Here is a 21,160-nt window from a genome sequence, read left to right on the forward strand (position 1 = left end):
CCTCTACGATTCCGATAATTACATAATATGATGACTTCCATTCCCCAACTCAAACCCCTGCCGCTGCTGCTCGCCGGCCTGTTCATTTTCCAGGCCGGCGCCCGTGCGCAGGAGGCGCAGACGCTGCAACAAGTGACGGTTACCGGCAGCGCCGACGGCGCGGCGGTGGTTGCCGCCGGCGCCAAGACCCGTGGCGGCGTGCTCGATACGCCGCAAGCGGTCAGCGTGGTCACCCAGGAAAGCCTGCGCAACCGCTCGGCGCTGACCAGCAAGGACGCCCTCGACTACACCAGCAGCGTGGTGGCCGGCCAGGGCGAAGGCCGCCGCGACGAATTCTATATCCGAGGCTTCTATTCGCTGCGCGACACCACGCTCGACGGCGTGCGCGACGACACGCTGTATTCGCGCGACCTGGCGACGGTCGAGCAGATCGAAGTGATCAAGGGCGCCGCCGCAGCGCTGTACGGGCGCGGTTCGGCGGGCGGCATCATCAACCGGGTGAGCAAGCAACCGCGCGCCAAACAGCAGACCGAGATAACCGCCACTATCGGCTCGAACGCCGAGCGGCGCGTGAGCGTGGACACCGGCGGCGCCCTGAACCAGCAGGTCGATGCGCGCCTGATCGCCGTCTACGACACCGGCGACAGCTACCGCGACGTGGTCGAGCACACCCGCAAGCTGCTGGCGCCCTCGGTGAAATGGGCGTTGGCGCCGGCCACCTCGCTGCTGCTGCAGGCCGAGGTGCAGCGCGAAGACCGTACGCCCGATCGCGGCGTGCCGTCGCTCAATGGCCGCCCGGTCGCGGTCGATCCGGCCACCTTCTACGGCGAGCGGTACGACTACACCAGCACCGACAGCGACATGGGCAAGGCCAGGCTCGAACACCGCTTCAGTGACCGCCTGGCACTGGTCAACACGCTGCAATACAGCCGCACCGACCTCGATGGCGTGAATACCCGCAACCGCCGCGTGAACGCCAACGGCACGGTGTCGCGCCAGGTGACCTTCTTCCCGCAACAACAGCGCAACCTGATCAACCAGACCGAGATCACCTACACCGGCAACGGCCACGCGGTGCTGGTCGGCCTCGAGCTATCGAAGCAAAAGCGCGACGTGGTGACGGCGCAAACCGGCATCGCCTTCCCGGTGGACCTGTACGCGCCGCAGCACGTGCTGGCCATGCCAGATCTGTCGGCGCTGCCGGTGTCGCTCAACAATGCCTTCGTCGCCAAGACCCAGGCCTTTTATGTGCAGGACCAGATCGACCTGGCGCCCAGGTGGAAGGCGCTGGCGGGCGTGCGCTTCGACCGTTTTGAACAGGAGCAGACCAACCGCCTGACCAATGTGCTGAGCGAACGCACCGACAACAAGTCGTCGCCGCGCGTGGGGCTGGTGTACCAGCCGGTGGACGGCCAGTCGTGGTACCTGAACGTGGGGCGCTCGTACCAGCCGGGCGGCGGCGACCTGCTCTACACCGGCAATACGGCGCTCTCGCAGGTGCAGCCGTTGCAAACCGATTTGCAGGAAGTGGGCTACAAGCAGGACTGGCTCGGCGGCCGCTTCTTCACCACCGCCTCGCTGTTCCGCATCGAGCAGCGCAACCAGCTCACGCTCGACCCGACTGATCCGGCCGGCCTGCGCCAGCTGCAAGTAGGCAAGCAGCGCAACGAAGGCGTGGAGCTCGAGTTGCAGGGTCGCTTGTGGCAAGGCGGCCGGGTGAGCGCGGCTTACACCTATAACGATGCGCGCATCGTCGCCTCCAATGATATTGCGAGCGGCAACCGCGCCGAGATGACGGCGCGCCATCGCGCCAGCCTGTGGCTCGACCAGCAGGTGGCCGCGTCGTGGAGCGCAGGCCTGGGCGTGCTGCTCAACAGCGACCAGTTCGCCCTTTCCGACAACACCGTGCGCCTGCCCGGCTATGGCCGCGTGGATGCCGCGCTGACCTACCGCCAGCCGGCGTACGACGTGCGCTTCAAGATCAACAACCTCGGTGATGCGCGCTTCTTCGAATCGGCCATCAACAATGTGCAGATCCAGCCGGGGGCGCCGCGCAGCGCCAGCTTGACGGTGAGCGCGCGCTTCTGATCTACTCGGCGTCGGGCTGGCGCGACGGATGCGCCACCTGGAACGCCGGCAGTTGCGCGCACGCGGCATCGATGCGCACCAGCGCCGGAAATGGCGCCAGGTCGACATCGAAGCGCCGCGCACTGAACAGGTGCGGCACCAGGCAGCAGTCGGCCAGCGTGGGCTGGTCGCCATGGCAATAGGTGCCGCTGCTGCCGGCGCGCGCCAGCATGGCCTCGAACGTGGCCAGTCCTGCATGCAGCCAGTGACGCTGCCAGGCCAGCTTGGTGTCTTCGCTTTGCCCCAGCTCCCCCTTCACGTATTTCAGCACGCGCAGGTTGCCCAGCGGGTGCGAGTCGGCCACCAGCGTGAGCGCCAGCTCACGTACGTGGGCGCGGCCGGCGGCATCGGCCGGCAGCAGCGGCGTGGCTGGATGCGTGTCTTCCAGGTATTCGAGGATGGCCAGCGACTGGCCGATGACGACGCCGTTGTCGTCTTCCAGCGTGGGCACCAGCGCCGACGGGTTGACCTGGCGGTAGGCGTCGGCCAGCTGCTCGCCGCCGCCGCGCAGCAGGTGCACGGGCACCGCCTCATACGCTATGCCCTTGAGCGCAAGCGCAATGCGCACCCGGTAGGCGGCCGAGCTGCGGAAGTAGGTGTAGAGCTTCATTGCACTTTTTCGCTGTAGTTAACCACGGCCTGGTCGATCGCGCCGAAGATGCTGGCGCCGCTGGCATCCAGCATCTCGATGCGCACCCGGTCGCCGAATTGAAGATACGCGGTTTGCGGCTTGCCGGTCTCGATGGTTTCGTACATGCGCACCTCGGCCAGGCAGCAGTAACCGACGCCGCCGTTGGCGATGCTCGAGCCGTGCAGGTTGCCCTGCTTGTTGGAGACGGTGCCGGACCCGATGATGGTGCCGGCCGCCAGCTCGCGCGTGGCGGCGGCGTGCGCCACCAGCTGGGCGAAATTGAAGGTCATGTCCTCGCCGGCGTCGGGTTTGCCGAACGGCTGGCCGTTCAGCGCCACCAGCAGCGGCAGGTGCAGCTTGCTGTCCTGCCAGTGCTGGCCCAATTCGTCGGGCGTGACCGCCACCGGCGCAAAGGCGCTGGCCGCTTTCGACTGGAAGAAACCGAAGCCCTTGGCCAGTTCGTTGGGGATCAGGTTGCGCAGCGAGACGTCGTTGACCAGCATGACCAGCCGGATCGCGGCGGCGGCATCGGCAGTCGTCACGCCCATCGCGACGTCGCCGGTGATCACGGCCACCTCGGCTTCGAGGTCGATGCCCCATTCTTCGGTGAGTGCGTAGATCGGATCGTTGGGCCCGATAAAACTGTCGGAGCCGCCCTGGTACATCAGCGGGTCGGTGTAGAACGACGCCGGCACCTCGGCATTGCGCGCCTTGCGCACCAGTTCCACGTGATTGATGTAGGCCGAACCGTCGGCCCATTGGTAGGCGCGCGGCAGCGGCGAGTGGAATGCGTGCTGGTCGAACGGCTTGGCGTCGATGGCCTCGCCGCTGTTGAGAATGTCGTACACCGACTGCAGGGGCGGCGATACCAGGTCCCAGTTATCGAGCGCGTGCTGCATGGTGGCCGAGATCTTGGGCACCAGCTGGTACTGCGTCAGGTCGCGGCTGACCACGACCAGGCGGCCGTCGCGGCTGCCGTCCTTGAGGGTGGCGAGCTTCATGCGCGGGCTCCCGTTGTGTTGGCGGCGGCGGTGATCGCGGTGGTGTGCATGTGCATGAGGTCTCCTGGTATGCGATGGTTTCCCTCGGATTAGACGCCAATCCGAGATATCATGCAAACGAGATTTCCTACATCACCTATCAAGTTTTCTGATGAATCCAAGTTTGCGCCACATGCGCGCCCTGGTGGCGCTGGCCAAGACCGGCAGTTTTACGCTGGCCGCCGAGCACCTGCACCTGACCCAGTCGGCCCTGAGCGGCCAGATCAAGGAGCTCGAGCAGATCTTGGGCCTGCGCGTGGTCGAGCGCACCACGCGCAAAGCGCAGCTGTCGGAACTGGGGCGCGAACTGACGCCGCTGTTCGAGAAAATACTGCAAGACCTCGACCGCGCCATGGCCGACATTGCCAGCCGCAAGGCACTGAAACAAGGCATGGTGCGGGTGGCGGCGCCGCAGATGCTGTCGTGCACCTTGCTGCCCGAAGCAATTGCCGCTTACCGCGACCTGCATCCCGACGTGCAGGTGCGCCTGGCCGACAGCCCGGTGGAGCAGGTGTCGGCCAGGGTATTTTCTGGCGAGGTAGACTTCGGCATCGGTCCCGACCGCGATACCACGGCCGACATCGCTGCCGAAACGCTGTTCGAGATGCCGTTCGTGGTGGTATTCCCGCAGGACCACCCCCTGCAACAGGCAGAACACGTGACCTGGGCCGACGTTGACCGCTACCCGTTCATCGCCTTGCAGGGCCAGTTCACCGAACGGTTGTTGCGTGATATGCACACTTCGTTTCGTGAATTATCGCTGCGGCCGGCCAACGAAGTGACCTTCATGACCACCGCGCTGGCGATGGTGCACGCCAACCTGGGCATCACCGTCTGCCTGCCGTACGCCGAGAAAATGGTGGCCCGGTACGGCCTGCACATGCGTCAACTACAGGCGCCAGCACTGACCCGGCGCTTTTTCGTGTACACCCGCAACGCCCGCGCGCTCTCGCCGGCGGCCGAGAGTTTTGTCGGCTTCCTCAAGCAATTCGTCGCTGCCCATCCGTGGCAAGTACCATTGCTGTAAAGAATACTTACATTTAATCCGATGACACACTGACAAGCGCCTGTTTATGCTCACCGGATGAACATTCTGCATATCGACTCCTGCGTGCTCGGCGACCAGTCGCGCTCACGCCGACATACGGCCGCTACCGTGGCCAACCTGGCCGCCACCACCCCCGGCGCCCGCGTCATCTACCGCGATTTGGCCGCAGCGCCGCTGTCGCACGTAAGCGGCCCGCTGCTGCAAGCGATGAGCCGGCAATGGAACGCCGCCATTCCCATGCATCCCGACCTGCGCGCCGAAATCCTGCTCAGCGCCGCGCTGCTGCAAGAATTCATCGAGGCTGACGTGGTGGTCGTCGGCGCCCCCATGCACAACTACTTTGCGCCGTCGTCGCTGAAGGTGTGGCTGGACCGTTTGCTGCATTTGCATGACCCGCGTGAAAACGTTTGCATGGCCGAGGTACGGGTGATCCTGGTCACCTCCGGCGCCGACGATCGGGCCAGCGCCCCGCTCGTGCAGCACTACGAAGAACTGCTGCAGGCGGCCTTCGCCACGATTGGTGTGCGACAATTGCAGATCGCGCGCAGCAGCGACTTCGCTGCGCAGGCGGAACGCAGCTAAATACAGCAGAGCACGGCAGAACAAAGCAACACGGACATGACAGCAGACACCATCGCCATCAACCAGAAGATGGACCAGTTCGACGGCCACCACAGCGTATGGCTGTTCGGCTACGGCTCGCTGATCTACAAGGCCGATTTCCCCTACCTGCAACGGCGCCCCGCCAGCATCGCCAACTGGACCCGGCGCTTCTGGCAGGGTTCGCACGACCATCGCGGCACGCCCGAGGCGCCGGGCCGCGTGGTGACCCTGATCGAAGCCCCGGGCGCGATCTGCCACGGCATGGCCTACCTGATCACGCCCGAGGTGTTTGCCCATCTCGACCATCGCGAGAAAAATGGCTATTTGCGGCTGGCGACGCCGATCAGTTTCGGGGATGGGGATGGGGATGGGGATGGCAACGGCAACGGCGATGATGCAGCTGCCGCCGAGGTCGTCGGCGCCGCCGGGGCCGCATTCAGCAGCGCGGCTGGCGACGGTTCGGGCAACCAGGCTGGTACGGCAGCCGGCAGCGTGCTGGGCCTGGTCTACATCGCCACGCCGGACAACATTGCCTTCATTGGCGAAGCCTCAGAACGCGACATCGCCGAGCACATCGCCCGCTCGGCCGGCCCCAGCGGTCCCAATAGCGACTACCTGAACCACCTGGCCCACGCGCTGCGCGAACTGGGCCGCGACGACGCGCACGTGTTCGAGATCGAGCGCCACCTGGCAGAACTGGCCAGCCGCATGGCGCGCACCTGACGTCAGCCCCCGGTTCGGCAGGCGTCCCAGGCCGCCATGGCGCACGTGACCGCAGCTTCGATGGCCGCCATCGGCACGCCATCGCGCACCTGGATCGATACACCGAGCAGAAAACCGTCGTACAACGCTAGCAGTCCCGGCAGGTCGGCGCCAGGCGCCAGGTCGCCTGCATCGACGCCTGCTTGCAGGCAGTCGCGCAACACCTCGCGCGTGTAAGCCCGTCCCGCCGCCGCCACCGCGTGCGCGCCCTCCTGCGCGCGGTTACCCGGCCCGGAGCTGAACGGCGCCGACAGCGTCAACATGCAGCCCAACGGGTGCGCGCTATCGCCCTGCACCGCGATCGAGGCACGCAGCGCCCGTTCGAGCCGTTCGCGCGGCGGCAAGCCCTGGTCGCGCAAGATGCCGACCATGCCGCCATGCAGGGTCATGTAACGCGACAGCGCCTCGCGGTACAAAGCGTCCTTCGACTCGAACGCCGCGTAAAAACTGGCGGACGAAATGCCCTTGCCAGCCCCCATCGCGCGGCGCAGTTCATCGAGCGAGGCGCGATCGTACCCGCGTTCCCAGAACAGCAGCATGGCGCTGTCCACTGCCGCCTCACGGTCGAAACCGCGCGGTCTTCCTGCTGTTGCCATAAGTTTTCCTCGCTTGCTGCAGCGCCAAATCATCACGTGTTGATCACTTGTATAATTATGGACTATTCGATCCACAATTAACACTACCCTCAAGGAAACCACCATGAAAGCATTTGAAATCGGCAAGCGCGATGGCTTCGATGCACTGCGCGCAACCACGCGCGAGACACCGGTCGCGGGCCCGGGACAGGTGCTGGTTGCCCCGCGCCTGGTGAGTCTGATCAGCCGCGACCTGCAATTTGTGCGCGGCACCTACGGCGGCGTCCAGCCCGAAACGCGCATCCCGGTCTCCGAAGGCGTGGGTGTGGTGACTGCCGTCGGTGCAGGCGTGACCAGTGTCAAGGTGGGCGAGCGCGTGGTCTGCGGCCATTTCACCAGCTGGATCGACGGTCCTTTCAATCCCGCCGTGTTCGGCCACGACATCGGCATTACCCACGATGGCTGGCTGGCCGAAACCGTGGTGCTGCCGGCCGCCGCCGTACTCCCGGTGCCCGCCGCGCTGGCCGACGAGGACGTGGCCGGCCTGGCATCGGCCGGCCTGACCGCGTGGAACGCGCTGGTCGAAGTGTGCCGCGTCAAACCCGGCGAACTGGTGCTGTGCCTGGGCACGGGCGGCGTGGCGTTGGCCGCCCTGAAACTTGCCAAGGTGCTCGGCGCGCGCGTGGCCATCACCTCGTCGAGCAATGCCAAGCTGGTGATCGCGCGCGAGCTGGGCGCCGACATCACCATCAATTACCGTACCCATCCGCAATGGGCCGCCGAGCTGATGGCGCAAACCGGCGGCGCTGGGGCCGACATCGTGATCGAAACCGGCGGCCAGGACACGCTCGGGCACTCGATCGCCGCGACCGCCGTCAACGGCCGCATCGTGATTATCGGCGTGACGCCGGGCCAGCAGCCGGCGGTGCCCGACTACGTCAGTTTCATCACCCGCAACATCACCATCCGCGGCATTGCCAACGGCAGCCGGGCCATGATGAGCGACCTGCTGCGGGCCGTGGCCGCCAACCGCATCACAACGACCGTGAGCAAGACCTTCGGCTTTGCCGAAGCGCCCGAGGCCTATGCCTATTACGCGGCCGCCAACCATGTCGGCAAGGTGATGATCAGGTTCTGACATCGCAGTCGGTCAGAACAGGTCGAGCTGCCCGCCGTTGAGCGCCTTGGCGCGCCCACCCAGCGGCGGCACCACCAGCGGCCGCACGAATTGCGTGGCATCCATGGTGTGAAAGCGGCTGCCCTTCCCGGTCAGGCCCAGCCGCTCGGCGGCGATGGTGAAGCGCTGCCTGATCAGGTCGGCCCACACGCCCTCACCCTTCATGCGGGTGGCGAAGTTGCTGTCGTAGTCTTTGCCGCCGCGCATGTCGCGCACGCGGTTCATCACGCGCCGGGCGCGGTCGGGAAAGTGCGCTTCGAGCCACTGGTGGAACAGCGGCGCCACCTCCCACGGCAGGCGCAGCACCGTGTAGTGCGCCGAGACGGCGCCGGCGTCCTTGACCGCCGCCAGCAGGCGCTCGATCTCCGGCTCCGTCACGAACGGGATGATCGGTGCGACGCTCACGGCCACGGGAATGCCGGCGTCGGTGAGCGTGCGGATGGTGCGCACGCGGCGGGCCGGAGCGGCCGCGCGTGGCTCCAGCGTGCGGGCGATGGCCGGGTCGAGCGTGGTGAGCGTGATCGCCACACCGGCCAGGCGCTGCGCCGCCATTGGCGCCAGGATGTCGATATCGCGCTCGATCAGCGCCGACTTGGTGATCAGCCCCACCGGGTGGTGGCACTCTTGCAGCACTTCGAGCACGCGGCGCGTGAGCTTGCGCTCGCGCTCGCACGGCTGGTAGGCATCGGTATTGACGCCGAGCGCGATCGATTCCGGCACATAGCCGGACTTGGCCAGTTCGCGGCGCAGCATATCGGGTGCGTTGACCTTGGCAAAAATCTTGCTCTCGAAGTCCATGCCCGGCGACAGGCCCAGGTAGCTGTGCGTGGGGCGCGCAAAACAATAAATGCAGCCATGCTCGCAACCACGATACGGATTGAGCGAGACACCGAACGGCAAGTCCGGCGAGGCATTGCGGCTGAGGATGGACTTGCAGACCTCGTCGATGACCTGGGTTTTCCATGCGGTGGCCTCCTCTTCTTCGCGTTGCCAGCCGTCGTCGTACGCCTCGCGCGCGTGGACCTCGAACCGGCCCTGCAGATTGGACACGGCGCCACGCCCCTTGTGCGCCTTGAGCGACTGCGGCGGCAGCATCACTTGCGACTGGTTGTTATCGTCATGGGTTTCATCTTGGGACATATCCGGCCTTGATACTGTATATATAGACAGTATTCTAGGCCTGCACCTCCGCCTTATCAAGCGCTAAATCTGGCGTGCGCACCCGGGCCACTTTGGCGCCCCTGCCCGAACTGGTATCATGCAGGGCTTCCGGGGGCCAGGCCCCCGCGCGCCTTGCGCGACTCCAACCAATACACGCCGGAACGCCGCCTCATGCGGCGCGCCGGCACACTCACCGCGAGCAATTGATGAACACACCAAACCAACCGCTGCCGTCTTTTTTCAGCCGAATTTCGATCGCCATCGGCGCCTTTTTCCGCGCCATTTCCGATGCTGAATACGCCGCCCGCCTGACCCGCATGGACGACGCGCCCGCCCCGGTCGCCGCCCCGACGCCGGTGCCGGTTCCAGTTCCTACCCCGGTGCCGGTGCCGGTACCGACGCCACTGCCGGTTCCAACGCCGGTGCCGGTGCCAACGCCAGTACCCGTGCCGACGCCGGTGCCAGTCACTACCCCGCCACCGCCGCCGGTCACCCTGCGCGTGGCCACGCCCGACGCCGCCCTGCAGTTGCTCAGCCTGTTCCAGCGTGAGGCGCGCCTGATCGACTTCACCCAGGAAAACCTGTCTGCCTATTCCGACGCCGACATCGGCGCCGCTGCCCGCGTGGTGCACGAAGGTTGCAGCAAGGTGCTGCGCGAACACTTCACCATCGAAGCCGTGCGCAGCGAAGCCGAAGGCAGCCGCGTGGTGCTGGAACAGGGGTTTGATGCCGCCGCCGTGCGCCTGACCGGCAACGTGGTCGGCCAGGCGCCGTTCCGTGGCACGCTCAGCCATCGCGGCTGGCGCTCGACCGACGTGCGCCTGCCGAAGCTGGCCGAAGCGCACGACGCCGCCATCCTGGCCCCGGCGGAGGTGGAACTGTGAGCGATCCACGTTACGCCATCGGCATCGACCTGGGCACCACCCACAGCGCCCTGTCCTATGTGAACCTGCAAGCGAGCGACGGCGAAAAGACCGCGCACGGCGTGCTGGCGATTCCCCAGCTGACCGCGCCAGGCACGGTGGAAGACCTGCCGCTGCTGCCGTCGTTCCTGTACCTGCCGCACGCCGACGAACTGGCGCCCGGAGAAAACAAGCTGCCCTGGCAGCAGAGCGACGCCGAGCTATCCGGCGTGGCTGGCGTAACCGGCGAAATGGCGCGCAGCCGTGGCGCCACCACGCCGATCCGACTGGTTTCCAGCGCCAAGAGCTGGTTGAGCCATCCCGGCGTGGACCGCCGCTCGGCCCTGCTGCCGGCCGACGCGCCGGAAGAAGTCACGCGCGTGTCGCCATTGGCGGCGTCCACCCGCTACCTGGCCCACCTGCGCCAGGCGTGGGAGCAGGCGCACCCTGAAGCGCCGTTCAACGAGCAGGCGATCACCGTCACCATTCCCGCCTCGTTCGACCCGGGCGCGCGCGAACTGACGGCCGAAGCGGCGCGTGCCGCCGGCTACCAGAACCTCACGCTGCTGGAAGAACCGCAAGCGGCCCTGTACAGCTGGATCCAGGGCAGCGAAGGCCGCTGGCGCAAGGAAGTCAAACCGGGCGAAATCATCCTGGTGGTGGACGTGGGCGGCGGCACCAGCGACTTTTCGCTGATCGCCGTGCTCGAACGCGACGGCGTGCTCGAACCGCACCGCATCGCCGTCGGCGACCACATCCTGCTGGGCGGCGACAATATGGACCTGGCGCTGGCGCACCTGGTCGCGCGCAAGCTGGCCGCCAGCGGCACCCAGCTCGATGCGTGGCAGATGCGCGCTCTAACCTACGGCAGCCGCACCGCCAAGGAAAGGCTGCTGGCCGACGCCAGCATCGAGACCTGGCCGATCGTGGTGCCAAGCCGTGGCTCGAAACTGATCGGCGGTTCGATCCGCACCGAACTCACCCGGCTTGAGGTGACCACGTTCATCCTCGACGGCTTCTTCCCGACGGTTGAGGCATCGAGCCGACCGGCCGTGCGCCAGCGCGCAGGCCTGACCCAACTGGGTCTGCCATACGCGCAGGACGCCGGCGTCACGCGCCACCTGGCCGCGTTCCTGGCGCGCCAGGTGGGCGCCACCAGCGAGCTCGAAGGCTATAGCGGCCAGCAAAAGCTTGATGCTACCTTCCTCCATCCGACTGCTGTGCTGTTCAACGGCGGCGTGTTCAAGTCCGAGCTGCTGGCCCAGCGCATCATGGCCACCCTCAACGACTGGCTGTACATGGAAGGCGCGGAGCCTGCCCGCATGCTGGGCGGGGCGGACCTCGACTTGGCGGTGGCGCGCGGCGCGGCCTATTACAGCTATGTGCGGCGCGGTACTGGCGTGCGCATACGCGGCGGCACGGCGCGTTCGTACTACGTGGCGATCGAGTCATCGATGCCCGCCATTCCTGGCATGGAGCCGCCGATCCAGGCGCTGTGCGTGGCGCCGTTCGGCATGGAAGAAGGCAGCGAGATCGAGCTGCCGAACCAGGAGTTCGGCCTGGTGGTCGGCGAGCCGGTGCAGTTCCGCTTCTTCGGCTCGTCGGTGCGCCGCCAGGACCAGATCGGCGACCTGCTCGACTTCTGGGGCGCGGATGAACTGGTCGAGATGAACGAAATCCAGGCCACCCTGTCGCCCGAGGGCCGCCAGTCCGGCGACGTGGTGCAGGTGCGCCTGCACGCCATGGCCACCGAATCGGGCACGCTCGAACTGCTGGCCGTGGCCAGCGACGGCCAGCGCTGGAAGGTGGAGTTCGACGTGCGCAGCGGCGCCTGATCTTAACGTTACCTTCACGAAGAACCAGCATGGGCCAGTACCTCGTCAGCATCGATCTTGGCACCACCAATACGGTGCTGGCCTACGCGGCGCCAAACAGCTCGGCCATCGAACTGTTCGACATCGAACAACTGGTGGCGCCGGGCGAAATCGGCGCCGCCACCCTGCTGCCCTCGGTGCGCTACCACCCGGCCGAAGGCGAGTTCGCCGCCGGCGAGCTGCAACTGCCGTGGCGCGATGTCGATGTCGCAGGCCTGGCGCAAGTGGTCACCGGCCGCCTGGCCCGCAAGCTTGGCGCCCAGGTACCGGGCCGGCTGGTGGCCAGCGCCAAGAGCTGGCTGTCTCACCAGGGGGTCGATCGCACCGCGCCGATCCTGCCGTGGGGCACGGAAGCCGATGTGGCCAAGGTGTCGCCGGTGGCCGCCAGCGCAGCGTACCTGGCACACCTGCGCGCCGCCTGGAACACCCGCTTTCCCGACTACCCGCTCGAACAGCAGCAACTGGTACTGACCATCCCCGCGTCGTTCGACGAAGGCGCACGCGCCCTCACATTGCAGGCAGCGCGGCAAGCCGGCCTGCCTGCGCTGCGGCTGCTGGAAGAACCGCAGGCGGCCTTCTACGACTGGCTGTACCGCCAGCGCGCCACGCTGGCTGCCGACCTGGCCGATACGCGCCTGGCGCTGGTGTGCGACGTGGGCGGCGGCACCACCGACTTTTCGCTGATCCAGGTGACAGTGGTGAACGGTGCGCCACAGATCAGCCGCATTGGCGTGGGCAACCACCTGATCCTCGGCGGCGACAATATGGACCTGGCGCTGGCGCACCTGGTGGAGTCGCGCCTGCCGGTACCTGGTGGCGCCGCACCGGCGCGGCTGTCGGCCGGCCGCCTGGCCCAGCTGACAGAGCGCTGCCGCGCCGCCAAGGAGCAACTGCTGGCCGCCAATGCACCAGACCAGGCCACGGTCACCCTGCTGGGCGCCGGATCGAAGCTGATCGGCGGCTCGCGCTCGGCCGACCTCACGCGCGAAGAAGTGGTGCAACTGGTGGTCGATGGCTTTTTCCCTTTCAACCAAGAACGTGAGCCCGCGCGGCGCGGGCGCGGCGCCATCATCGAATTCGGCCTGCCCTACGCCAGCGACGCCGCCATCACACGTCACCTGGCCGGCTTCCTGCGCCAACATGCACCGGCCGCGCGCGCGGCGCTGGGCCTGGCGCCCGAGGATGCCACCATTCCCGTACCGGACACGCTGCTGCTCAACGGCGGCGTATTCCGCGCCGACGCACTGGGCCGACGCCTGGAGCAGGTACTGGCGCAATGGCGCGGCGCGCCGCTGCGCGTGCTTCACAACGATAATCCCGACGTGGCGGTGGCACGTGGCGGCGTGGCCTACGCACTGGGCCAGTCCGGGCGGGCGCCCGTGATCGGCGGCGGCTCGCCACGCAGCTACTTCCTGCTGCTCGACGACGAACGCCCTGACAAGCCGCGCCGCGCGATCTGCCTGCTGCCGCGCGGCAGCGCCGAGAACCGCGAACTGCTGCTGGCCGAGCGCACTTTCGCCCTGCGGCTGGGGCGCCCGGTGCGCTTCCACATCGCGTCTTCCACGTCCGACGTCGTTACGCCGCAAGCCGGTGACCTGGTCGATCTGCAGCCCGACGACTACGTGCAACTGCCGCCGATTGCCACCGTACTGCGCGACAGCCACGCCACCAGCAGCCGCAAGGAACTACCCGTGCGCCTGGCTGCCACGCTGAGCGAAGTGGGCACGCTGGAAATACACTGCGTGGCCACCGATGGCGGCCAGCGCTGGCAGCTGGAGTTTCAGCTGCGCGATGACGGCCATGCAGCCAGCGCCGAAGACGACGACATCGCCACCATCGATGGCGCGCCATCGCCCGATGCGGTTATGCCCGCCGGCCTGCCTGCCGCGCTGGAAAAAATCGACCGCATCTTCGGCAGCCGCGCGCTGCAAGTCGACCTGAAAGAAGTCAAACAGCTGCGCGGGCAACTGGAACACCTGCTGGGCAGCCGCGAAAGCTGGACCACGCCGGTATTGCGGCGCCTGTGCGACGCCCTGATCGAACGCGCGCGCGGCCGGCGCCGCTCGTCCGAGCACGAACGAGCCTGGCTCAACCTGGCCGGCTACAGCCTGCGGCCCGGCTTTGGCCACCCGCTCGACGAGTGGCGCATCGAGCAGTTGTGGGCCCTGTACGAGACCGGTGTGCAGCACCACGCCGACGGGCAGGTATGCGCCGAATGGTGGACCCTGTGGCGCCGCGTGGCCGGTGGCCTGTCGGTCGAAGCCCAGCTGCGCGTGCTCGACGACTTCGCCTTCAACGTGCAGGCCGACGCCCAGGAACGTGGGCGCCGGCCGCATACGCTGGTCAATGGCAGCGAGGAAGACATGCTGCGCCTGGGCGCCTCGCTCGAACGCATCCCGGGCAGCTACAAGGCGGAGATCGGCGCCTGGATGCTGGGCCGGCTGGACGCGGCCACCAAGGCTGCCGCCAAGGCAGCGCTCAATAAAACCCGCGCCGGGGCGGCCAATGCCGGCAAGGCCGAGGCCACGCAGGCGCGCTTCCTGTGGGGCCTCTCGCGGGTGGGCGCACGCCAGCCGTTCCACGGCAGCGCGCACGACGTGGTCGCCGCCAGCACGGTGGGCCAGTGGCTGGCGGCGATCCTGGCGCTGGACTGGAAAAAGGTGGAACCGGCCGGCTTTGCCGCCGCCCACCTGGCGCGCATGACAGGGGACCGCACGCGCGACATCGACGACACGCTGCGCGCTGAGATCCTGCGCCGGCTGTCAGCGGTGGGTGCGCCCGCCAACTGGAGCGCGATGGTGCGCGAAGTGGTGCAGCTCGACCAGGCCGACGAGAAGCGCATGCTGGGCGAGGCGCTGCCGCCGGGCCTCAAGCTGCTCAGCTAAGCGAGACGTCGTCCCCGCGCAGGCGGGGACCCGATGTGATCAGGGCGCATGGCAAGGCACATAGCTGCCCAGCTGCGCCACAAAGCCATCGAAGGCGTCGATCAACGCCGCGTAACGCTCGGGCGCCTGTTCCAGCTGCGCCAGCGCATACGCGGTCGCCTCCAGCGTCGAGAGCTGGTCCGGCAGGTGTGCCTTGCGGATCAGGTAGTGCGATGCCGGCGTATCCGTCAACGGCAGCCGGGGCAGCGCGTGCAACTGCGGGTTCAGATACAGCATCTTGCGGCTTTTGCGCCAGGTGCCGTCCAGCACCACCAGCCGCAGGCGCTCGGGTGTCGCCAGCCAGGCGGCATCGAACGCCGGCGGCGTGGCGACACCAAGCGATTTTTCTTCCGCCGTTTCCGGGTACAGCAGCACGTTATGACGCTCACCGGACAGCAAGGCCCGCAAACGCTCAGGCTCGAACGCCTCGCCCACTTCCAGCCGGCTGCCGGCCAGGCACAAATGCAGCAGCCGCGCACTGCCCTTGGCGTTGGACACTTCCATCGGATGCTGGAGCACCAGCACTTCGACTTGCGCCGCAATCGGCGTCACCCAGCAGCAGATGCAGGTGCGCTGCGGGCGCAGGCACGCCAGGCAGTGCTGGCGTGCTGGTGTTGTTGAAGAATCGGTGGAGGCGCTGTCGGTACGGGTAGTCATGGACCGGTATTCTACCGAAGCGCCAACACTCCCGTGTCATGCAGCTTGAACACGCTCACCACGTCGGCCAGCTTGGCCGATTGCTCCTGCATCGATTCGGCCGCTGCCGCCGCCTGCTCGACCAGCGCGGCGTTCTGCTGGGTCACCTGGTCCATTTGCGTGATGGCGTCGTTCACTTGCGCGATACCCTGGCTCTGCTCTTCGCTGGCATTGCTGATCTGCGTCATGATCTGCGTCACGCAGCCGATGCTGGTGACGATTTCGGACATGGTCTGGCCGGCCTTGTCCACGAGGTCCGACCCCAGCGCCACCTTTTGCACCGAGTCGTCGATCAGGACCTTGATGTCCTTGGCTGCGGCAGCGGAGCGCTGCGCCAGGCTGCGCACTTCGGACGCCACCACCGCAAAGCCGCGTCCCTGTTCGCCGGCGCGCGCCGCTTCCACCGCCGCATTCAAGGCCAGGATATTGGTCTGGAAGGCGATGCTGTCGATAACGGAAATGATCTCGACGATCTTGCGCGACGAGTCGTTGATCGAGCCCATGGTGTTGACCACCTCGCCAACCACCGAGCCGCCCCGGCTGGCGATGTGCGAGGCGTTGATCGCCAGCTCGTTGGCCTGGCGCGCATTCTCGGCGTTGAACCTGACGGTGGATGTCAGTTCCTCCATCGACGACGCGGTTTCTTCGAGCGAGCTGGCTTGCTGTTCGGTGCGCGACGACAGATCCTGGTTGCCGGCGGCGATCTGGGTCGATGCCGTGGCCATCAATTCGGTGCCGCTGCGCACCTGGGCAACGATGCCCACCAGGTTGGCGTTCATCACCTTCAGCGCATTCATCAGCTGCCCGGTTTCGTCATTGCTGGCGACCTGGATATGGCTGGTCAGGTCGCCCGACGACACGGTTTCCGCCACCTTGAGCGCGGCGTTGATCGGCTGCGTGATGGTGCGCGTGATCCACCACGCGGCGGTCACGCCCAGCAGCATGGCGGCCAGGCCAAGCAGCACCAGCAGCGTGCGTCCGCTGGTGTACTGCTGCTGGATGGTGGCGGCGGTGGCGTCGAGCAGCGCGCCCTGTTTCTGCGAAAAGGCGTCCAGCGCAGCCAGGTAGGCCACGCGGTCCTGTGCCATTTTTCCTTCGAAAATCTGCTTGCCCAGCGCCAGGTCGCCTGCCGTCTTGGCGGCAAACACCGACTTGCGCGAGGCGGTGTAGGCCTTGCGGGTATCCATCACGTTCTGGAACAGCGGCCGCAGTGCGTCGTCATCGATGTCGGCGCCGATGCGGTCCTGGATTTCGGTGGCGCGGCTCGACGACCTGGTCATCAGGCCTTCGATCATTTTCTGATCAAGCGGATCGGCCACCAGCCACGCGCCCATGGTGCGGGCGGCGTTGACTTCGACGATCTTGGTCCACTCGGCGATCAGGCGCTGGTCGCGGATCTTCACCTCGATCATGTGGTCGGTCAGGGCGCTGGCGGCGCTCAGGCGCAGGATGCCGATGACGGTCATCGCTGTGAGCAGCACCAGGATCAGTGCAAAACCAATCCCCAGGCGGGTGCCGATTTTCAGGTTTTTCATGCCGGACTCCCTCAGAAAACAGTCGAGTCCATGCTAGCACCGATCAACAAAATGTTATAGGTTAGAAAGAAACTATCGGTAGTGCGTTGCAGCAACGCAGCAACTGTCAGTTGTCCGACGACGCTGAGCCCAGTAATTCCTCCACGCCCGAAATCGCGCCTGGATCCTTGATCACCGCCCGCAACCACAGGTGCAGCGGCATGTCGCCCCAGCTGGCGGCCTTGTCGGCCAGGTAGGCCACCGGGCTGTGCGGCTCGGTGCGGCGGAAGAAATCGGCCACCAGGCGCAGTTGCTGCAGGGCCTGGGCGCGGTTGCACGGCTGCCCTGCCATGAACGCACTGGTCGCCACACCGGGTGTCGCACTTGCCTGCGCCGCGCCGGCTTCATGGGCCATATGCCCGAGCGGCGCGCGGCCGCGCACCAGCGCCTGCAAGGCATCCCTGGCTGGCGCGAACCCCGGCCCGTCGGCGCCGTGGCGCACATCGGCCACCCGTTCCAGGTCGCCCAGCATGGCGATGCAGTACTCGGTGTCGTCCTGCGGTGCCAGCCCGTCCGCGAACACCATCTCGCGCACCAGCACCGGCGTGCGGTTGAGCAGCCAGAACAGGTTGCCGATGCGCTGATCGTAGTCGCCGTCCTCGGCCAGCGGATACAGGCCGTCCCAGTAGTGCTCGCACAGCCCGGTGAGGACGGCGTAGCCATCGCCCAGGCCGCGCAAGCCGCGCGTCTTGGCGTGGGCTTCGGCCAGCCATACCGCCAGCCGCATGTCCTTGCTGCGGGAAGCAATCATGGCGGCGCAGCGGCTAGCGACAAAACCCCAGTCGGCTTCTTTGAGTTCCGCAACCCATTCGCCCTGGTCCAGGGTGGGATCGTCACAGGTGCGGGCGCGGGCGATGGCGTCCACCTCGGCGCTGAACGCGACATCGTCGCCGCACGCGCGCTCGGCGCTGATGGGCAACAGCATTTGGGCGATGCTGAACATGGCTGGCCTCCGCTACTTGATCTGATATTTGAATTGACCCTGGCGGTTGGCGCCGACCTTGATCTTGCTGATCGCCGCGCCCTGCGCCATCTTCTCAAGCACCGCTTCCGCGATCTCCGGCAGCAGGCTGCCGTTCAGGATGTGATCGACGTTGCGGGCGCCGGAATCGACCTCGGTGCAGCGCGCCAGCACCGCCTCCACCAGCGCCTCGTCGTAGCTGAATTCCGCATGATGCTGCTGGTGAATGCGCTGGCCGATGCGCGCCAGCTTGAGCGCGATGATCTGCGCCAGCACCGGGTCCGGTATCGGGTAGTACGGCACCACCTTCAGGCGGCCGAGAAAGGCCGGCTTGAAGTGCTTGATCAGTTGCGGTCGCAGCAGCGCCTCGAGTTCTTCGACCGTCGGTGCAGTCGGCTGGTTCAGGCAGGCCTGCATGATGGTGGCCGAACCGGCGTTGGACGTGGCGATGATGATGGTGTTGCGGAAGTCGATCTCGCGCCCTTCGGCATCGTCCATCACGCCCTTGTCGAACACCTGAAAGAACAGCTCGACGACATCCGGGTGGGCCTTTTCGATCTCGTCGAGCAGCACCACGCTGTACGGATTGCGGCGCACCGCCTCGGTCAGCACGCCGCCCTGGCCATAGCCCACGTAACCGGGCGGCGAGCCTTTCAGACCGGAGACGCTGTGCGCCTCCTGATATTCGGTCATGTTAATCGTCAGCAGTTTGCGCTCGCCGCCGTACAACAACTCGGCCAGCGCCAGCGCGGTCTCGGTCTTGCCCACGCCGGACGGCCCCACGAACAGGAACACGCCCTTGGGTTTGTTCGGGTCGTCGAGGTTGGCGCGCGCGGTGCGCACGCGTTGCGCCACGGCGGCAATCGCCTGCGGCTGGCCCAGTATCCGCTCCTGCAGCGTGGACTGCAGCTTCAACACCGTGTTGATTTCATCGCGCACCATTTTGCCCAGCGGGATGCCGGTCCAGCCGGAGACTATCGCCGCCACCGTGGCGCCGTCGACCTCCACCGGCACCAGCGGCGCCTCGCCCTGCAAGGCCGACAGTTCGGTCTTGAGGGTCCGCAAATCGGCGCCAGTCCCTTCCTTGCGCTGGCGGCCGATGGCGGCCACCAGGCCCTGCTCGCGCTCCCAGCGTTGGGCAAGCTGCGCGTGATCTCTGGTCAGCGCCGCATGCCGTTCGGCCAGCAGCGCCAGGCGCTTTTTGCGGGCGGCATTGGGATGAGCCTCGCCGTCGTCATCGTGCTGCAGGGCCGAGGTCTCCGCCCCGATGCGTTCCATTTCACGCGCGGCATTGTCCAGTAGCGCGGGCGTGCCGCTTTGCGCCAGCGCCACCCGCGCGCACGCGGTATCGAGCACGCTCACCGCCTTGTCGGGCAGCTGGCGGCCGCTGATGTAGCGATGCGACAGCCGCACCGCCTCGGTCACCGCTTCGTCGCGGATATGGATGCCGAAATGGGCTTCCATCAGCGGCGCCATCGCGCGCAGCATGGCGCTGGCGATATCCTCGGTGGGCTCTTCCACCTTGACCACCTGGAAGCGCCGCGCCAGCGCCGCGTCCTTTTCGAAGTACTGCTTGTACTCGCTCCAGGTGGTGGCGGCGATGGTGCGCAATTCGCCGCGCGCCAGTGCCGGTTTGAGCAGGTTGGCGGCGTCGTTCTGGCCGGCCGCGCCGCCGGCGCCGATCATGGTGTGCGCTTCATCGATGAACAGGATGATGCCGTGCGTGCTGTGCCTGACTTCATCGATGACGTTTTTCAGGCGGTTCTCGAACTCACCCTTGACGCTGGCGCCGGCCTGCAACAATCCCATGTCCAGCGTATGAATCTCGACGCCTCTGAGCACGTCGGGCACATCGCCGGCGGCAATGCGCAGCGCCAGCCCTTCCACCACTGCGGTTTTGCCCACGCCAGCCTCGCCGGTCAGGATGGGATTATTCTGGCGCCGGCGCAGCAGGATGTCGATCACCTGCCGTACCTCGGCCTCGCGCCCGATCACGGGATCGAGCTTGCCATCGCGCGCCAGTTGGGTCAGGCGCGTGGTGTACTGGTCGAGTGCGGGAGTGCGCGCGGCCAGCTGTTGTGCGGCCTCGGGGGCCTGGTCCGGCAGCGCCGGCGCTAACGCCACCGCCCTCTCCTCCTGCGAGCCGCGCGTGGCCTGGTCCAGTCGGTGCTTGATCTCGTCGATGGGGATGGAGGCAAACAGCGGTGATGCCCGCTGCGCCAGTTGCGTCAGTTCGGGGTTGGTCAGCAGCGCCACCAGCAGGTGAGCGCTGCGAATGCGTGCCGACGGTTCGGTTTCCAGCGATGCCAGCAGCCACGCATGTTCGAGCAGTTGCGGCAGCTGGCGCGAAAACACCGGCGTGCGCGTGCTGCCGGTTTTCAGCTGGTCCACCTGGCGGTGCAGGTCGGCCTCCAGCCGGCCGAGGTCCACGCCACACCGGCGGGCGATGATGGCGACATCGCAGCACTGCTGCTCCAGCAATGCCAGCAGCAGGTGCTCTACTTCCACCTCGTATTGGCCCAGCGCCATGCAGATGCTGGCGGCGCGGGTGGCTGCCTGGCGCGTGGTGTCATTGAGTTTTCCGATCAGGGTTTTCAGGTTCATGGTCATGGTGACACTCCACGCGCATTGCGGTTGATGGAATAGTGCAGCGAAGATGGTTGCAGCACGGCGTCGAAGCTGACCGTCTCGCGTTGCGGCATTCCGGCCAGGGTGGCGGTAATGGCAAAGCTGATGCGGTTGATGCTGCCGCGCTCGCGCTCCAGGCGCGCCTGCACGTGGCGCAGGCGCGGTTCGTGGCGTTCGATCGCCACCTTGAGCGCGGTACACACGTGGTCGCGGTCTTCGGCGCTGTTGAGACAGAGGCCGGCAAAATCGATCAGGCCGTAGTTGACGATTGAACGCGCGCATTCGGGATAGGCGCGCAACAGCTCCTCCGGCAGCGCGCAACGGGTGTTGAGCAGATCTTCCAGGTCGCGCGCCACGCTGTCCTTGTACTGCTCCAGGCTCAGGCCGCCCAGGTGCGCGCCCAGCAGCCGGTCCAGCAGGCCGGGTGTGTAGCCATTCATCGAGAACCCCTGTCGAGAAAAAAGCCGGGCCAGAACG

General features: G+C 66.6%; 17 protein-coding genes. 8 read left to right on the top strand and 9 right to left on the bottom strand.

Annotated features, from left to right (window positions below; genetic code table 11):
• The first annotated feature begins 30 nt into the window (after positions 1-30).
• Positions 31-2,088 carry a TonB-dependent siderophore receptor gene (locus tag J2X54_RS11635; RefSeq protein ID WP_310180811.1) on the top strand — a complete coding sequence of 686 codons (2,058 nt, stop codon included), beginning with the start codon at positions 31-33 and terminating at the stop codon, positions 2,086-2,088.
• A gap of 1 nt (position 2,089) precedes the next feature.
• Here the strand turns inward: J2X54_RS11635 and maiA are convergent, their stop codons facing one another.
• Together maiA and J2X54_RS11645 are read right to left on the bottom strand one after the other, a co-directional pair.
• A complete protein-coding gene (gene maiA, locus J2X54_RS11640; protein ID WP_070251439.1) occupies positions 2,090-2,737 on the bottom strand; it encodes a maleylacetoacetate isomerase in 648 nt (215 codons plus the stop codon).
• Positions 2,734-3,759, bottom strand: coding sequence for a fumarylacetoacetate hydrolase family protein (locus tag J2X54_RS11645; protein ID WP_310180814.1), 1,026 nt, complete (start codon positions 3,757-3,759; stop codon positions 2,734-2,736). The genes maiA and J2X54_RS11645 overlap by 4 nt, the downstream gene beginning before the upstream one ends.
• A gap of 151 nt (positions 3,760-3,910) precedes the next feature.
• On the opposite strand from J2X54_RS11645, the gene J2X54_RS11650 reads away from it, so the two are divergent.
• Genes J2X54_RS11650 through J2X54_RS11660 form a run of 3 tightly spaced genes read left to right on the top strand, consistent with a single transcriptional unit; the run spans position 3,911 to position 6,172 of the window.
• Positions 3,911-4,825, top strand: coding sequence for a LysR family transcriptional regulator (locus tag J2X54_RS11650; protein WP_310180816.1), 915 nt, complete (start codon positions 3,911-3,913; stop codon positions 4,823-4,825).
• 57 nt (positions 4,826-4,882) lie between these two features.
• Positions 4,883-5,428, top strand: a complete 546-nt coding sequence (locus J2X54_RS11655) for an NAD(P)H-dependent oxidoreductase (RefSeq protein WP_310180817.1) — start codon at positions 4,883-4,885, stop codon at positions 5,426-5,428.
• Between the two features lie 36 nt (positions 5,429-5,464).
• Entirely contained in the window at positions 5,465-6,172 is a 708-nt protein-coding gene (locus tag J2X54_RS11660; RefSeq protein ID WP_310180819.1) for a gamma-glutamylcyclotransferase, read from the top strand.
• Positions 6,173-6,174: 2 nt separating this feature from the next.
• On the opposite strand, the gene J2X54_RS11665 is transcribed toward J2X54_RS11660, so the two are convergent.
• Complete coding sequence (locus tag J2X54_RS11665; RefSeq protein WP_310180821.1) at positions 6,175-6,807, bottom strand: TetR/AcrR family transcriptional regulator; 633 nt, start codon at positions 6,805-6,807, stop codon at positions 6,175-6,177.
• A gap of 103 nt (positions 6,808-6,910) precedes the next feature.
• On the opposite strand from J2X54_RS11665, the gene J2X54_RS11670 reads away from it, so the two are divergent.
• Positions 6,911-7,924 (top strand): NAD(P)-dependent alcohol dehydrogenase, encoded by a 1,014-nt coding sequence (locus J2X54_RS11670; RefSeq protein WP_310180822.1) that lies wholly within the window; start codon positions 6,911-6,913, stop codon positions 7,922-7,924.
• Positions 7,925-7,936: 12 nt separating this feature from the next.
• Here the strand turns inward: J2X54_RS11670 and J2X54_RS11675 are convergent, their stop codons facing one another.
• Complete coding sequence (locus J2X54_RS11675) at positions 7,937-9,103, bottom strand: PA0069 family radical SAM protein (protein WP_404990901.1); 1,167 nt, start codon at positions 9,101-9,103, stop codon at positions 7,937-7,939.
• Positions 9,104-9,330: 227 nt separating this feature from the next.
• Between J2X54_RS11675 and J2X54_RS11680 the strand changes: the two genes are divergently transcribed.
• Genes J2X54_RS11680 through J2X54_RS11690 form a run of 3 tightly spaced genes read left to right on the top strand, consistent with a single transcriptional unit; the run spans position 9,331 to position 14,785 of the window.
• Entirely contained in the window at positions 9,331-10,008 is a 678-nt protein-coding gene (locus tag J2X54_RS11680) for a DUF2760 domain-containing protein (RefSeq protein WP_070251427.1), read from the top strand.
• A complete protein-coding gene (locus tag J2X54_RS11685; protein ID WP_310180825.1) occupies positions 10,005-11,861 on the top strand; it encodes an Hsp70 family protein in 1,857 nt (618 codons plus the stop codon). The genes J2X54_RS11680 and J2X54_RS11685 overlap by 4 nt, the downstream gene beginning before the upstream one ends.
• A 29-nt stretch (positions 11,862-11,890) precedes the next feature.
• The gene (locus J2X54_RS11690; RefSeq protein ID WP_310180827.1) at positions 11,891-14,785 is read left to right on the top strand and encodes an Hsp70 family protein; all 2,895 of its coding nucleotides are present in this window, start codon (positions 11,891-11,893) and stop codon (positions 14,783-14,785) included.
• A 39-nt stretch (positions 14,786-14,824) separates the two neighbouring features.
• Here the strand turns inward: J2X54_RS11690 and J2X54_RS11695 are convergent, their stop codons facing one another.
• From J2X54_RS11695 to tssE, 5 genes are all read right to left on the bottom strand, one after another.
• Positions 14,825-15,481 (bottom strand): tRNA-uridine aminocarboxypropyltransferase, encoded by a 657-nt coding sequence (locus J2X54_RS11695; RefSeq protein ID WP_310180830.1) that lies wholly within the window; start codon positions 15,479-15,481, stop codon positions 14,825-14,827.
• An 11-nt stretch (positions 15,482-15,492) separates the two neighbouring features.
• Positions 15,493-17,055, bottom strand: a complete 1,563-nt coding sequence (locus J2X54_RS11700; protein ID WP_310180831.1) for a methyl-accepting chemotaxis protein — start codon at positions 17,053-17,055, stop codon at positions 15,493-15,495.
• A 106-nt stretch (positions 17,056-17,161) separates the two neighbouring features.
• The gene (gene tssA, locus J2X54_RS11705) at positions 17,162-18,037 is read right to left on the bottom strand and encodes a type VI secretion system protein TssA (RefSeq protein ID WP_310180834.1); all 876 of its coding nucleotides are present in this window, start codon (positions 18,035-18,037) and stop codon (positions 17,162-17,164) included.
• A gap of 12 nt (positions 18,038-18,049) precedes the next feature.
• Positions 18,050-20,665, bottom strand: coding sequence for a type VI secretion system ATPase TssH (tssH, locus tag J2X54_RS11710; RefSeq protein ID WP_310180837.1), 2,616 nt, complete (start codon positions 20,663-20,665; stop codon positions 18,050-18,052).
• Positions 20,662-21,123, bottom strand: a complete 462-nt coding sequence (gene tssE / locus J2X54_RS11715; RefSeq protein WP_070247658.1) for a type VI secretion system baseplate subunit TssE — start codon at positions 21,121-21,123, stop codon at positions 20,662-20,664. Before tssE ends, tssH begins: the two co-directional genes overlap by 4 nt.
• Positions 21,124-21,160 lie beyond the last annotated feature (37 nt).

Origin of the sequence: Duganella sp. 3397 (assembly GCF_031456625.1) — a bacterium.
In the GTDB taxonomy this organism is placed as follows: Bacteria; Pseudomonadota; Gammaproteobacteria; order Burkholderiales; family Burkholderiaceae_D; genus Rugamonas; species Rugamonas phyllosphaerae.

Excerpts from the sequence above, each read along its gene's own strand:
- J2X54_RS11670 (WP_310180822.1), top strand. The coding sequence starts at position 6,911 with ATGAAAGCATTTGAAATCGGCAAGCGCGATGGCTTCGATGCACTGCGC.
- J2X54_RS11665 (WP_310180821.1), bottom strand. The coding sequence starts at position 6,807 with ATGGCAACAGCAGGAAGACCGCGCGGTTTCGACCGTGAGGCGGCAGTG.
- J2X54_RS11645 (WP_310180814.1), bottom strand. The coding sequence starts at position 3,759 with ATGAAGCTCGCCACCCTCAAGGACGGCAGCCGCGACGGCCGCCTGGTC.
- maiA (WP_070251439.1), bottom strand. The coding sequence starts at position 2,737 with ATGAAGCTCTACACCTACTTCCGCAGCTCGGCCGCCTACCGGGTGCGC.
- J2X54_RS11695 (WP_310180830.1), bottom strand. The coding sequence starts at position 15,481 with ATGACTACCCGTACCGACAGCGCCTCCACCGATTCTTCAACAACACCA.
- J2X54_RS11660 (WP_310180819.1), top strand. The coding sequence starts at position 5,465 with ATGACAGCAGACACCATCGCCATCAACCAGAAGATGGACCAGTTCGAC.
- J2X54_RS11675 (WP_404990901.1), bottom strand. The coding sequence starts at position 9,103 with ATGTCCCAAGATGAAACCCATGACGATAACAACCAGTCGCAAGTGATG.
- tssA (WP_310180834.1), bottom strand. The coding sequence starts at position 18,037 with ATGTTCAGCATCGCCCAAATGCTGTTGCCCATCAGCGCCGAGCGCGCG.
- J2X54_RS11700 (WP_310180831.1), bottom strand. The coding sequence starts at position 17,055 with ATGAAAAACCTGAAAATCGGCACCCGCCTGGGGATTGGTTTTGCACTG.
- J2X54_RS11635 (WP_310180811.1), top strand. The coding sequence starts at position 31 with ATGACTTCCATTCCCCAACTCAAACCCCTGCCGCTGCTGCTCGCCGGC.
- J2X54_RS11655 (WP_310180817.1), top strand. The coding sequence starts at position 4,883 with ATGAACATTCTGCATATCGACTCCTGCGTGCTCGGCGACCAGTCGCGC.
- tssH (WP_310180837.1), bottom strand. The coding sequence starts at position 20,665 with ATGACCATGAACCTGAAAACCCTGATCGGAAAACTCAATGACACCACG.
- tssE (WP_070247658.1), bottom strand. The coding sequence starts at position 21,123 with ATGAATGGCTACACACCCGGCCTGCTGGACCGGCTGCTGGGCGCGCAC.
- J2X54_RS11680 (WP_070251427.1), top strand. The coding sequence starts at position 9,331 with ATGAACACACCAAACCAACCGCTGCCGTCTTTTTTCAGCCGAATTTCG.
- J2X54_RS11690 (WP_310180827.1), top strand. The coding sequence starts at position 11,891 with ATGGGCCAGTACCTCGTCAGCATCGATCTTGGCACCACCAATACGGTG.
- J2X54_RS11650 (WP_310180816.1), top strand. The coding sequence starts at position 3,911 with ATGAATCCAAGTTTGCGCCACATGCGCGCCCTGGTGGCGCTGGCCAAG.